This window comes from Peribacillus sp. FSL R5-0717 (assembly GCF_038002945.1).
GTDB classification, from domain to species: Bacteria; Bacillota; Bacilli; order Bacillales; family DSM-1321; genus Peribacillus; species Peribacillus frigoritolerans.
This window is the reverse complement of record NZ_JBBOOF010000001.1, coordinates 906594-919060: the sequence shown is the minus strand read 5'-3', so window position 1 is coordinate 919060 and position 12467 is coordinate 906594. Positions and strand designations below refer to the sequence as shown.

The 12467-nt window shown below is 43.6% G+C and carries 15 protein-coding genes and 1 other annotated feature; of the genes, 14 read left to right on the top strand and 1 reads right to left on the bottom strand.

Annotated elements, in window-relative coordinates:
* Window positions 1-83 precede the first annotated feature (83 nt).
* From NYE65_RS04480 to minD, 5 genes are all read left to right on the top strand, one after another.
* The gene (locus NYE65_RS04480) at window positions 84-1103 is read left to right on the top strand and encodes a rod shape-determining protein (RefSeq protein ID WP_034308871.1); all 1020 of its coding nucleotides are present in this window, start codon (window positions 84-86) and stop codon (window positions 1101-1103) included.
* A 136-nt stretch (window positions 1104-1239) separates the two neighbouring features.
* Window positions 1240-2112: a rod shape-determining protein MreC gene (gene mreC, locus NYE65_RS04475; RefSeq protein ID WP_034308869.1), complete on the top strand. Its 873-nt coding sequence runs from the start codon at window positions 1240-1242 to the stop codon at window positions 2110-2112.
* Complete coding sequence (gene mreD, locus NYE65_RS04470) at window positions 2109-2627, top strand: rod shape-determining protein MreD (RefSeq protein WP_268590999.1); 519 nt, start codon at window positions 2109-2111, stop codon at window positions 2625-2627. The genes mreC and mreD overlap by 4 nt, the downstream gene beginning before the upstream one ends.
* Window positions 2628-2744: 117 nt before the next feature.
* Window positions 2745-3428 (top strand): septum site-determining protein MinC, encoded by a 684-nt coding sequence (gene minC, locus NYE65_RS04465; protein ID WP_096337837.1) that lies wholly within the window; start codon window positions 2745-2747, stop codon window positions 3426-3428.
* 2 nt (window positions 3429-3430) lie between these two features.
* A complete protein-coding gene (minD, locus tag NYE65_RS04460) occupies window positions 3431-4234 on the top strand; it encodes a septum site-determining protein MinD (protein WP_034308862.1) in 804 nt (267 codons plus the stop codon).
* 134 nt (window positions 4235-4368) lie between these two features.
* Here the strand turns inward: minD and NYE65_RS04455 are convergent, their stop codons facing one another.
* Window positions 4369-4812 carry a S1 domain-containing RNA-binding protein gene (locus NYE65_RS04455; protein ID WP_034308861.1) on the bottom strand — a complete coding sequence of 148 codons (444 nt, stop codon included), beginning with the start codon at window positions 4810-4812 and terminating at the stop codon, window positions 4369-4371.
* Window positions 4813-5069: 257 nt separating this feature from the next.
* On the opposite strand from NYE65_RS04455, the gene NYE65_RS04450 reads away from it, so the two are divergent.
* The 9 genes from NYE65_RS04450 to NYE65_RS04410 all read left to right on the top strand — a co-directional run bounded on the left by NYE65_RS04450 (window position 5070) and on the right by NYE65_RS04410 (window position 12228).
* Window positions 5070-5819 (top strand): M23 family metallopeptidase, encoded by a 750-nt coding sequence (locus tag NYE65_RS04450; RefSeq protein WP_340859936.1) that lies wholly within the window; start codon window positions 5070-5072, stop codon window positions 5817-5819.
* Window positions 5812-6678: a M50 family metallopeptidase gene (locus tag NYE65_RS04445; protein WP_034308855.1), complete on the top strand. Its 867-nt coding sequence runs from the start codon at window positions 5812-5814 to the stop codon at window positions 6676-6678. Before NYE65_RS04450 ends, NYE65_RS04445 begins: the two co-directional genes overlap by 8 nt.
* Window positions 6679-6720: 42 nt before the next feature.
* Entirely contained in the window at window positions 6721-8193 is a 1473-nt protein-coding gene (locus NYE65_RS04440; protein WP_340862085.1) for an Rne/Rng family ribonuclease, read from the top strand.
* Between the two features lie 75 nt (window positions 8194-8268).
* Window positions 8269-8352, top strand: a sequence feature (ribosomal protein L21 leader region).
* Window positions 8353-8365: 13 nt separating this feature from the next.
* Complete coding sequence (gene rplU, locus NYE65_RS04435) at window positions 8366-8674, top strand: 50S ribosomal protein L21 (protein WP_034308849.1); 309 nt, start codon at window positions 8366-8368, stop codon at window positions 8672-8674.
* Window positions 8675-8687: 13 nt separating this feature from the next.
* Window positions 8688-9020, top strand: a complete 333-nt coding sequence (locus NYE65_RS04430) for a ribosomal-processing cysteine protease Prp (RefSeq protein WP_048688952.1) — start codon at window positions 8688-8690, stop codon at window positions 9018-9020.
* Window positions 9021-9032: 12 nt separating this feature from the next.
* Window positions 9033-9323: a 50S ribosomal protein L27 gene (rpmA, locus tag NYE65_RS04425; RefSeq protein ID WP_048688955.1), complete on the top strand. Its 291-nt coding sequence runs from the start codon at window positions 9033-9035 to the stop codon at window positions 9321-9323.
* 537 nt (window positions 9324-9860) lie between these two features.
* Entirely contained in the window at window positions 9861-10400 is a 540-nt protein-coding gene (locus tag NYE65_RS04420) for a Spo0B domain-containing protein (protein WP_054400099.1), read from the top strand.
* 48 nt (window positions 10401-10448) lie between these two features.
* Window positions 10449-11738 (top strand): GTPase ObgE, encoded by a 1290-nt coding sequence (obgE, locus tag NYE65_RS04415; protein WP_048688961.1) that lies wholly within the window; start codon window positions 10449-10451, stop codon window positions 11736-11738.
* A gap of 40 nt (window positions 11739-11778) precedes the next feature.
* Window positions 11779-12228 carry an ACT domain-containing protein gene (locus NYE65_RS04410; protein WP_034308837.1) on the top strand — a complete coding sequence of 150 codons (450 nt, stop codon included), beginning with the start codon at window positions 11779-11781 and terminating at the stop codon, window positions 12226-12228.
* Window positions 12229-12467: the final 239 nt, after the last annotated feature.

The following is a 12467-nucleotide window of genomic DNA, read 5'->3' as shown; positions in this document are numbered from 1 at the left end:
CAAAACTCTTATTGTCAAAAAACGACAAATTATTATTTGAACTTATAAAAAGGCATTTTTGTTTACGAAAGGGAGATACCATAATGTTTGGAATTGGAGCAAGAGATATAGGGATTGATTTAGGCACGGCGAATACGCTTGTCTATGTGAAGGGAAAAGGCATCGCTGTACGTGAACCATCGGTTGTAGCGGTGCAAACAGATACAAAGCAAATCGTTGCAGTCGGAAACGATGCGAAAAACATGATCGGCCGTACACCTGGTAACGTGGTTGCCCTGCGCCCGATGAAGGATGGAGTAATTGCCGATTATGAAACGACGGCTACCATGATGAAGTACTATATGAAGGAAGCGCAAAAGAAGGGCGTATTCGGCAACAAGCCATATGTCATGATTTGTGTGCCTTCTGGAATTACGGCAGTTGAGCAGCGTGCAGTCATCGATGCAGCAAGACAAGCTGGAGCCCGTGACGCATATCCTATCGAAGAACCGTTTGCAGCAGCGATCGGTGCGGACCTTCCCGTTTGGGAGCCTACAGGCAGCATGGTCGTCGATATCGGCGGAGGGACGACGGAAGTGGCCATCATTTCCCTTGGCGGAATCGTTACAAGCCAATCGATCCGTATTGCCGGTGACGAAATGGATGATGCCATAATCGTCTACATCCGTAAGAACTACAATTTGATGATCGGTGAGCGTACTGCTGAAGCGATCAAAATGGAAATTGGTTCTGCTGGAGACACGGAAGGCGTCGAAAACATGGAAATTCGCGGCCGTGACCTATTGACTGGATTACCAAAAACGATTGAAATTACAGCTGAGGAAATATCCAAAGCATTAAGCGACACCGTTTCTGCAATTGTGGATTCCGTGAAAAACACTTTAGAGAAAACACCACCTGAATTAGCCGCTGACATCATGGACAGAGGCATTGTACTGACAGGCGGGGGTGCTTTGCTGCGCAATTTGGATAAAGTCATCAGTGAAGAAACGCAAATGCCGGTGATCATCGCTGAAAATCCGCTGGATTGTGTTGCGATCGGAACGGGAAAAGCGCTGGACCACATTCATTTATTCAAGACTAAATCAAGAGATTCGCGATAAGCATTACTTCTCAAATAGGGCCGGCTCAACAAAAGGTGCATTTTTGAGCCGGTTTTCTTATGTTTTGCTGTTTCATTAAATCCATAGTGTAATTTTAAAAACCATAGAGTAAATTTTAGATAGAGGTGTAATCACCATGCCACAGTTTTTTAATAAAAAGCTCCTTCTCTTGCTCGTTAGTATTATCGTTCTCGTGGCATTGATCGGTTTTTCATTAAGGGAGAGAGAAGAGTTGACCTGGCCGGAGCAATTCCTGAAAGATACGACAGGCTGGGTCGGAAATGTGTTTAATAAGCCAGTATCGGGTATAACAGGTTTTGTAGGGGGCTTAAAAGACCTTCAACATACATACGATGAAAACAAAAAATTGAAAGCCCGCTTGGATGAATATGTATTATTGAAAACCCAAGTCCAAGATTTAAAGGAAGAAAATGAAGAACTTCGCGACAACCTCAAAAAAGAAGATGACCTGCGGAAGTATTCGCCCACTCAGGCGACGGTCATCGGCCGTAATCCCGACCGCTGGCATGAAATGCTGACGATCAATAAAGGGAAGCGTAATGGGGTAGAAAAAAACATGGCTGTCATCACTTCCAATGGGTTAGTCGGTAAGGTGAAATCGGCGACGGATTTCACGGCCTCGGTTCAACTTTTAAGTTCGATCGATAAAGCCAACCGTGTCTCAGCCATCGTTCAGGGTGATGATAAAGCATATGGCTTGATTGAAGGGTTCGATGATAAGAAGAACCTTTTGCTGATGAAACGGATTCCTTACGATAAAAAGATCAAGAAAAATTCATTGGTCATCACATCCGGTTATGGAGGAATCTTTCCGAAAGGTCTGCTGATCGGGAAAGTTGTCGATGTCAAAGTGGATCAATATGGATTGAACCAGACTGCATATATCGAACCTTCGACGGATTTTTATGATATTAATAATGTCATGGTCGTTCAGCGTGAAGTGGACGGTGTACCGAAAGAAAGTGAAGGGGAGGATGAAGCTGAGTGAGATATTTCATCCTTTCTTTCATAGCCTTGGTTTTTTTTGTTTTTGAAAGCATCTTCGCCCAGATGTTCGCTGGAGATGCATTCGGGGCCGATAAAATCGTCGTGCCCCATTTCATGATGATATTCGTTTTTTTCCTGACCATGTATGGGTCCAGGAAAATGGGTATGCTTTATGGGGCGATTCTTGGGTTGACTTATGATGTCGTATATACGGAAATCCTTGGAATTTACATGTTCCTGCTGCCTTTTCTTGCCTATCTGATATCGAAAGGCATGAAAATCCTCCAAAATAATATTTTGGTTGCCTGCCTTACTGCGCTTTTATTCACGGCAGTTTTAGAGGTTGTCATCTTTCAGATGAATATCATCCTATCATTTGCAGATATGGGATTTGGTGAATTTGCGGAACGGAGATTGATTCCGACATTATTATTGAATCTCGCATTCATTATCATCAGCTGCTATCCTTTAAAAAGAATGATTGAAATGCTTGATTTGCAAGGAGAAACGGAATAACGTTCCTGTGTCTTTAAGAAGCAGGTGGGAAATGTATTTTCTCTTTTCCGTGTACGTAAAAAAAGGAAATTTGTTTTCCTATGTCGAATTATATTTCATTGAGGTGAAACAAACGTCATGAATAAAAGAATTCAGCAAAATGTCATGATTAAGGGAACAAAAGACGGGTTTATGCTTCATCTCGATGATTCTTGCTCATTTTCCGAATTATTGAAAGAGTTAGAAGTGAAGCTTTCGGCAAACTATCAGTTTCAAGAAAATGACCCGTCCATTTCCGTAAAAGTACATACAGGGAACCGCTATCTTGATGAACAACAAGAAGAAAAGATTAAAGAGGTCATCCATAAAAAGAAGAAGCTTTTCGTGGTTGAGATGATTTCGAATGTCCTGACGAAGGATGAAGCGAAACGATGGAAAGATGAAAACCAAGTGACGACCGTGACAAAGGTGATAAGGTCGGGACAGGTTTTTGAAGTTCCCGGTGACTTACTGTTAATTGGGGATGTCAATCCCGACGGAACGGTTCGTGCGGGTGGCAACATATATATCATGGGACAGCTAAAGGGAATAGCCCATGCCGGATATAAAGGGAATAATGAGGCCATCATAGCTGCCTCTGTCATGAAGCCTGCCCAGCTGCGCATTGCCGGACAAGTGAACTTATCTCCTGATCAATACTCAAAATGGGGACATGACTTGGAATGTGCCTTCATGGATGAAGAAGAAAATATCATTATAGAAAAACTGCAAGTTTTAAAGAAATATAGACCTAATTTAAATAGATTAGAAGGGGGTCTCTAATCGTGGGAGAGGCAATAGTTATAACATCCGGTAAGGGTGGTGTCGGGAAAACGACCACCTCCGCCAATTTAGGAACATCTTTAGCTCTTCTAGGCAAGAAGGTTTGCTTGATTGATACGGATATTGGTCTTCGGAATTTGGATGTGATCATGGGATTGGAGAATCGCATCATCTATGATTTGGTCGATGTGGTCGAAGGGCGCTGCAAGATACACCAGGCGCTCATTAAGGATAAACATTTCGAGGATTTGCTTTATTTGCTTCCAGCTCCGCAAAATAGTGATAAAACAGTGGTGAATGAAGAGCAGATGAGGAAACTCATAAGCGATATGAAGCCTGACTATGATTATGTCATCATTGACTGCCCTGCAGGCATCGAACAGGGGTTCAGGAATGCCATAGCTGGGGCAGACAAGGCGATTATCGTTACGACGGCAGAGAGACCGGCTGTAAGGGATGCTGACCGTATTATTGGCCTGCTTGAAAAAGAAGAGCATATTGAACCGCCTCAATTGATCATCAACCGGATTCGCGGCCATTTGCTTCATGAGGATGAAGAAATGGATATCGATGGAGTTGCCGATTTTCTTAAGATTGATTTGATCGGCGTCATTCCTGATGATGACCAGGTCATTGTGGCAGCGAATAAAAAGGAACCCATTGCCTACAATCCGGACAATAGAGTCTCGCTTGCCTATCGGAACATTGCCAGAAGGATCCTTGGTGAATCTGTGCCCTTGACTCCAATTGGCAGCGAACCAAAGGGCTTCATGTCCAAGTTGAAAAAATTCTTTAGCGTGCGGTAAATCTATATTCTTTTGTCAAGAAGCGGGGAGCATTTGATGCCCTCGCTTTTTTTTTGCACGGAACTTCATGAAAATAAATAAAAAAGGCAAGCCGTATCCCGGCTTGCCTGTTCTATATGCTAAAATGCAGCGGGTTATCCGCGTCTTCCGCCTCTGCCGCCGCGTTTTGATTCAGTGCTGCGTTTAAGAGTCGATAAATTTTCTTCGCTAGTCTTTAAAAAGCGCACCATTTTATCTTCGAAATTTTCCTTTGGTTGGAAATTACCTTTTGAACGAAAATCTTTAGAACGGCTATCCCCTTGGCGTGGTGGGCGTTTGGTATAAGAAGAGGTTTGCCCTTCGGGTCTATCTATAGCCTTTTTGATGGACAAGGCAGTTTTTCCGTCTTTCTCACTAATCACTTTTACTTCAATTTGGTCGCCTACTTTAAGATGGTCATTTACGTCTTTTACATAGCTATCTGCTACCTCACTGATATGCACAAGACCTGTTGAGCCTCCTGGTAATTCTACGAATGCTCCAAAATTAGTGATACCTGTTACTTTACCTTGTACTTTGCTGCCTATTTCGATTGACATAAAAAAATGTTCCCCCTCAATAATGTTAAAACCACTTTATTATAACAAATTTCAGGGAACAATATCAATCTCAATTATTAGATTTTCTGAATCGATACAGAAATCACCTTGGAAATTCATTAGTTTCCTGATGATTTTTCATTGGAAAAAATTTTTCAGGATGTGCAGAAAGAATATCTTTTCTCCGTCATAGTCTGGACAAGTTGCTCATACGTTGTAATATAGCGCTTTGACATGAGCAGGGAGGGGAATCTGGAATGGATGATCGCAGGAAAGATATCCGAAATCGTATTGCCAAGAGACGCAAGTTTAATGATAAGCCGGCAGGAAGCAGCAGTTGGACGGAAATCAACAATGAGGAACCATATGGGGTTGATTCATATAACGGGTATTCCGAGAAAGATCATCCGCTCTTCAAGAAAGAATATTTTTTCTTTAAAATCCTTGCCAGTGTATGCCTGTTCCTGATAGTTGCGGTGATGTTCAAACACCCTTCTGTGCGGCTGGACCCTGCCAGGAGTTTTGTCACGGAGAACATGAACAAGGAATTTCAGTTCGCTTCAATCTCCAATTGGTACGAAAGTGCGTTTGGTAAACCAATCGCTTTTTTACCGAATGAAGCCAAAACGGAAACTGTTGATTCGAATGAGGAATATGCAATGCCAGCTTCTGCGAAGATTACCCAAAACTTCGAGACGAACGGTGAGGGAATCATATTGGAAACGAGCAAAGGCTCAAAGGTCGAGGCCGTTAATGAAGGGGTCGTCATTTTTGCCGGTGAAAAGGAGGGGATCGGAAAGACGGTAGTCATTCAGCATGCCAATAAAACTGAATCTTGGTATGGGCAGCTGAAAGAAATTGATGTGAAATTGTATGAGTTCGTTAAAAAGGGCAATGAAGTCGGACAGGTTACACTAAGTGAAGATGGATCGAAGGGCAGATTTTATTTAGCGATAAAAGAAAATGATGCTTTCGTCGATCCTAAAAAGGTGATTTCCTTTGAGTGAATATGCGAAGTTACTGTTTAAAATCAGGGTGCACCCGACACTGTGGTTTGTCATTGGCATCGCCATCCTCACAGCCCATTTCGTTGAAATGATGATGCTGCTGCTCATCGTCTTCATTCATGAAATGGGGCATGCTGTCTGTGCCCAGCACTTCAAATGGCGGATAAAGTCAATCCAGCTGCTTCCTTTTGGCGGGGCAGTCGAGACTGAGGAGTATGGAAATAAGAGTTTGAAGGAGGATTTGGCGGTGGTGCTTGCCGGTCCGCTTCAACATGTTTGGCTCATTGGCGCAGCTTTTTTGCTCTATTTCTTCACTATTATCCCATATGAGCTGTACCAGCCCTTTTTGTATATGAACCTCATGCTGCTGATTTTTAATCTACTGCCAATTTGGCCCTTGGACGGGGGACGCTTGCTATTCATCGGTATTTCCTTATACTGCACCTTTTTGGAAGCGCAGAAGCATACCCTTCACTTTTCTGCAGTATTCGCTGTCCTGGCTTTTTTGACCTGGATCATACTGGATCCGCTCAATTTGAACATCTGGCTCATCATCTTTTTCATAAGTCTCTCACTCGTCATGGAATGGCGGCAGAGGTATTACGCGTTCATCCGATTTCTTTTGCAGCGCCATTACGGGCATACGAATGATTTGGCGAAACTGAAGCCGATATCGGTGGATTCACAAGAACCGATTTATAAAGTGCTGGAACTGTTTCAACGCGGCTGTAAACACCCCGTCATCATCATGAAAAACGGGAAAGAGAGCGGCTCGTTGGATGAAACGGAAATCCTTCACGCCTATTTTTCGGAGAAAATGACGAACGGGAAAATCGGCGACCTATTATATTCTTATTAAATATGTTATCCTTTCTTCAAATTGAGGAGAGGATTTTTTTTGATGAAAAAAATGATCGCGAACCTAGCTTCACGCGAAAAAAGAGTGGCCGTCCTTGAGAATGGTGTTTTACGTAAACTTGAAATCATGCCGCCTCAAAAGCGCAGTACGGTCGGTAATATTTATCTTGGGAAGGTGACGAAGGTGCTGCCGGGAATGGATGCCGCCTTCATTGATTATGGTGCAGAGAAGAATGGTTTTTTACACCGTGACGAGATTCCCTCCTTCCAGCTTACAAAAAAAAGTGATGGGAAAGCACCCATCGGTCAATTTATCCGTCAGGGAGAAAAGCTGCTAGTTCAGGTGACCCGGGATGAAACGGGAACAAAAGGAGCTAAATTGACGGGGCTGATCGAGTTTTCAACGGAGTCCCTCGTTTACATACATGGAATAGATTATGTTGGTGTTTCAAAGAAATTCAAAAACGACGATCTTCAGAAGCAATGGCGGGAAACGGCCATGCAGCATAAAAATCCTGATGAGGGACTGATTGTCCGCACCTCGATGGAGAACGAAAGTGAATCGGTCTTCCTTGACAGGTTAACTGGATTGCGGGAGCTCCATAAAGGGCTTGAAGTCAAGGCTGCGTCCCTAAAGGCCCCGTCCCTTCTCTATGAAAGGGACGCATACCTTGATATGATCATTTCCGAAATGTCGGGAACGGCGAACGGGGAACTTGCCATCGATGACTTTGAGGCCTATCGCGAGTTGAAAAAGTGGATACAGGAAAACCGTAAGGAGTGGGAAATATCCCATGTAGCGGGTACCAAGAATATTTTTTCCGAATGGAATGTGGAAGCGCAAGTTGAGAAAATGGCCAAGAAAATCGTTTGGCTTGATAATGGCGGATATTTAATTTTTGAAGAAACGGAAGCTTTCACCGTAATCGATGTCAATTCAGGTAAGTTCACCGGCAAGGTGGCGAAGGAAGCAACATTGTTTGCGGTCAATCAGGCTGCGGCGAAAGAGGTCGCCCGTCAACTGAGATTGAGGAATATCAGCGGAATCATCCTAATAGATTTCATCAATATGGACCAGTCCCGGCATAAGCAGGAAATCATCGAAATCGTCAAAAAGGAAGCGGTGAGGGATGAGAAGCGAATCCAGGTCATCGGTTTTACGGAACTGGGCATTTTACAAATGACGAGAAAGCGAACCTCCCCGTCTTTAAGTGAAATGACGACGGTGTCCTGCCCTGTGTGCAGTGGAAGCGGTAAAATCGAGAGCCCGGAAACGGTGGCCTTCCGGTTGGAACGTGAACTGCTGGAACACAGGAAGACGGATGATGAAGCGGTATGGGTGGAGGTCAGTAAAGCGGTGGCGGACGTGCTGCTTGGTGAAAAGGAATCATATCGGCCGGCATTGGAGGAATTGATCGCTAAGAAGATATTCCTGTCTTTTATCCCAGGTTTGACGAATGCCTATTCCATCAAGCGATTCGGAAGCATTCAGGAAATCGGGCGGGCTTTCGAGTGAAGAGCGGGAATTGTTATAAATATATTGACAGCCTTTCCTGTTTCATGGTAGGATTTTAATGTTATGTTTGTAGCACCCGTGCTACAACCGCTCAACATCAGGTTTTAAGCTTTTGCCTTTTTGGTAAAACGCCTGTGATTGGCGAGTCTGAGACATTTAAGGAGGTGCAAGTATGTACGCAATTATCGAAACTGGCGGTAAACAAATTAAAGTAGCAGCTGGCGAAGCGGTTTACATTGAAAAATTAAACGCAGAAGCAGGCGAAACTGTTACATTTGACAAAGTTTTATTCGTAGGTGGCGAAGACGTGAAAGTCGGTGCTCCACTAGTTGAAGGCGCTACTGTAACAGGTACTGTCGAAAAACAAGGTAAGCAAAAGAAAATCACTGTTTTCAAATACAAAGCGAAGAAAAACAATCGTAAAAAACAAGGTCATCGTCAACCATACACTAAAGTTGTTATCGAAGCAATCAACGCGTAAGGGCTGATTCTAGATGATCAAAGTTGTATTTGATGCTCCGCAGGAACGGATTGCTTCGTTCACCTTAAGCGGACATGCTAATTTTGCTAAAAAAGGTTCTGATATCGTTTGTGCAGGTGTATCGGCTGTTTCCTTCGGGGCAGTCAATGCCATCATGTCCTTAACGGACGTAGAGCCTGAGATTGAGCAAGGGCGAGAAGGCGGCTATCTTCGCTGCGCCATTCCGGGGAACCTTTCGCCGGAATCGGAAGAGAAGGTTCAGCTGCTTTTGAACGGAATGCTCATATCGCTGCAAACCATCGAACGTGATTATGGTAAATACATGAAAATTATCCTCAACCAATAGGAGGTGGAACAAATGTTAAGATTAGATCTTCAGTTCTTCGCTTCGAAAAAAGGAGTAGGTTCTACAAAGAACGGACGTGACTCAATCTCCAAGCGTCTTGGCGCTAAACGTGCAGATGGTCAATTCGTATCTGGTGGTTCTATCCTTTACCGTCAACGCGGAACAAAAATCTATCCTGGTGAGAACGTAGGCCGTGGTGGAGACGATACTCTATACGCTAAAGTAGACGGTGTTGTTAAATTCGAACGTTTCGGACGTGACCGTAAAAAAGTAAGCGTATATCCAGTTGCACAAGAAGCATAATTGGCATCTTTGAACAGAGGCTGACTCAAAAGGGTCTGATTCCTTCTACAAGACACTATATACCGCGTCATTATTAATAATGGTATGCTATATAGTGATGAAGGGGTCCGGCCCTTTATTTATACTATAGGAACGAACCAGCATTTTGCAGGAGACTTTAGTCATTAGTATAAGGAAACAACCTCTGACTTACAAAAGGCTCGCCAATAGGCGGGCTTTCTTAAACTTTCAGGGGGTAAATCCAAGATTATTCATCCATCCGATTTGGTTAAACCAAATAGACACTCCAATTCAACTTTAATATCTCCAATTGGTGCATAAATAAGGCCCATTCTCTTTTTTAGTTCAAATGGCTCTACCATCGTCCAAAGAACTCAGGGTGTGCGGCTGTATTTTTTGGACGGGGGCTTTCATGTGAAGGCATGTGAATCGAGCTTCATTTCCTGTTTGTTGTTTTTTTGATATACTGTACAAATGGAAGTATTCAACATGATAGAGCTGAAAAAAGTTTCTTTATCATAATTGAAGGTGTTAATAATGGATAAAAATTGGACGACTATTGAAACTCTGCGTCAAACCAGGCATGACTGGCTGAATAAAATTCAAATCATCAAAGGGAATCTGGAGTTGAACAGAATTGATCGTGTCAAGGGCATCATTGATGAAATCATTGTTGAAACCCAGAATGAAGCACGACTTTCCAGTTTGAATTTGCCTAAGTTCACCGAGATGCTGTTGACGTCGAATTGGAATAATGGATCATTTTATTGCGAATATGAAATCATTGATGTTTTTGAAGGCTCAACAGAGATGGACGGGCTGATGTATCGCTGGACAAACGATTTCTTCAAGATTCTGGATAAAAACCTGGATCCGTTTTTTGAAAATATACTGGCTGTTTCTATGTGTAAAAAAGAAGTGAGCGATATGCACTGTACATTTCATATGCAAGGCAGGTTCATTGATCAATCCCCAGTGATCGAGTTTTTGGAGAGTTCATTAACGGCCGAGCAATCAATTGAAATTCTTGAATGTAATGAGGATGAAATATTTTTTAAGATGGATATTAACTTTTAGAGAAGTATACAGCAAGAATTGACTTGCAGAAAACAAGGAAGTGATAGCATGTTTGTCGATCAAACGAAAGTCTATGTAAAAGGCGGAGACGGTGGTAACGGGATAGTTGCTTATCGTCGTGAGAAATTCATACCTAAAGGCGGACCGGCTGGTGGAGATGGCGGTAATGGGGCCAATGTCGTATTTGAAGTGGAAGAGGGCTTGCGTACATTAATGGATTTCCGTTACCAACGTCACTTTAAGGCACCTCGCGGAGAACATGGCATGTCCAAGAACATGCATGGTGCGGCTGCAAAAGATATGGTCATCAAGGTTCCACCTGGCACCGTTGTCATCGATGATAAAACGAAGGAAGTCATTGCTGATTTAGTTGAGCATGGACAACGCGCCGTTATCGCCAAAGGTGGCCGCGGAGGCCGGGGAAATTCCCGTTTTGCCACGCCTGCCAATCCTGCACCTGAAATCGCGGAGAATGGCGAACCCGGCCAAGAACGCGATATCGTCATGGAATTGAAACTGTTGGCTGATGTCGGCTTGGTTGGTTTCCCAAGTGTAGGGAAATCCACTTTGCTTTCTGTCGTATCCGCAGCAAGGCCTAAAATTGCCGAATATCATTTTACAACGATCGTACCTAACCTCGGAATGGTGGAAACGGAAGATCACCGCAGCTTCGTCATGGCCGATTTACCTGGTCTGATCGAAGGCGCTTCAGAAGGAGTGGGACTTGGACATCAATTCCTGCGCCATATTGAAAGAACGAGGGTAATCGTTCATGTAATCGATATGTCGGGTCTTGAAGGCCGGGATCCATATGAAGACTACCAAACAATCAATAAAGAATTGGAAGAGTATAACCTGCGCTTGACTGAACGTCCGCAAATCATTGTAGCAAGTAAAATGGATATGCCGGACTCAGAAGATAACTTAGCTGCTTTCAAAGAAAAGCTGGAAGAAGACTATCCTGTCTTCCCGATTTCTGCCGTGACGCGTGAAGGGATCCGTGAGCTTCTTTATGCAATCGCTGATAAAATCGAAGAGACCCCTGAGTTCCCTCTTGAACATGAAGAAGAGAATACTGGAATACACCGGGTTCTATATAAACATACATCACAGTCGGATGAATTTAACATTGAACGCGAACCCGATGGCAGCTTTGCCGTATCAGGATTCAAGATCGAGCGTCTATTCAAAATGACTGACTTCACCCGTGAAGAGTCCATACGTCGTTTCGCCAGACAGCTTCGTTCATTCGGAGTCGACGAAGGCCTTCGCCAAAAAGGTGCGACAAATGGCGATATCGTCCGTATCCTTGAATATGAATTTGAATTTGTTGATTGATTGGAGACCATGATGGCAGGCAAAAGGAGGCGTGCGGAGTTTGAATAAGTCCGATCAGAAATTTTTCCTCGTTCGAGAGGATGTCCTTCCCGAAGCGATGAAAAAAACGCTGGATGCAAAAGAAATGATTGAACGGGGAAAAGCGGAATCAGTTTGGGAAGCGGTACAGCGAGTGGACCTAAGCAGGAGTGCTTTTTACAAATACCGTGACACGGTTTTTCCGTTTCATACAGTTGTTAAGGAAAAGCTGATTACACTGTTCTTCTATCTTGAAGATCGTTCTGGTACTCTATCGGAGCTTTTACGGCTCGTCGCCTCATCCGGTTGCAACATCATGACCATCCACCAAACGATTCCTTTACAGGGACGTGCAAATGTCACCCTATCCCTGAATACGGGTGGGATGACGATGGATATTAATGAACTGCTCACTAAACTGCGTAAAATGGAGTTCGTCGAAAAAGTCGAAATCATTGGTAACGGCGCATGAAAACAGCCTGTACATGACACATGTACAGGCTGTCAGTTTGTAGACAAGAGGTTTCCCAAACCTTTTCCAACTGATACTGAACAAAAAAGTTTGCCTATTCGTTTCATGCGGTGCAGACCGTAATGGATTTATGGTGGGGGCGATAGTAGCTCCGCGAAAATCCGGAAGCTTTCATTAAGATGCAATAGTAAATCTGTTCAAACAGGTGACCGACCGCGGAAAGCGAGTGCCTGGGGCGA

Coding starts and splice junctions, on each gene's coding strand:
- NYE65_RS04480 (WP_034308871.1), top strand. CDS start 84: ATGTTTGGAATTGGAGCAAGAGATATAGGGATTGATTTAGGCACGGCG.
- mreC (WP_034308869.1), top strand. CDS start 1,240: ATGCCACAGTTTTTTAATAAAAAGCTCCTTCTCTTGCTCGTTAGTATT.
- minC (WP_096337837.1), top strand. CDS start 2,745: ATGAATAAAAGAATTCAGCAAAATGTCATGATTAAGGGAACAAAAGAC.
- NYE65_RS04455 (WP_034308861.1), bottom strand. CDS start 4,812: ATGTCAATCGAAATAGGCAGCAAAGTACAAGGTAAAGTAACAGGTATC.
- NYE65_RS04450 (WP_340859936.1), top strand. CDS start 5,070: ATGGATGATCGCAGGAAAGATATCCGAAATCGTATTGCCAAGAGACGC.
- NYE65_RS04440 (WP_340862085.1), top strand. CDS start 6,721: ATGAAAAAAATGATCGCGAACCTAGCTTCACGCGAAAAAAGAGTGGCC.
- rplU (WP_034308849.1), top strand. CDS start 8,366: ATGTACGCAATTATCGAAACTGGCGGTAAACAAATTAAAGTAGCAGCT.
- NYE65_RS04430 (WP_048688952.1), top strand. CDS start 8,688: ATGATCAAAGTTGTATTTGATGCTCCGCAGGAACGGATTGCTTCGTTC.
- rpmA (WP_048688955.1), top strand. CDS start 9,033: ATGTTAAGATTAGATCTTCAGTTCTTCGCTTCGAAAAAAGGAGTAGGT.
- NYE65_RS04420 (WP_054400099.1), top strand. CDS start 9,861: ATGGATAAAAATTGGACGACTATTGAAACTCTGCGTCAAACCAGGCAT.
- obgE (WP_048688961.1), top strand. CDS start 10,449: ATGTTTGTCGATCAAACGAAAGTCTATGTAAAAGGCGGAGACGGTGGT.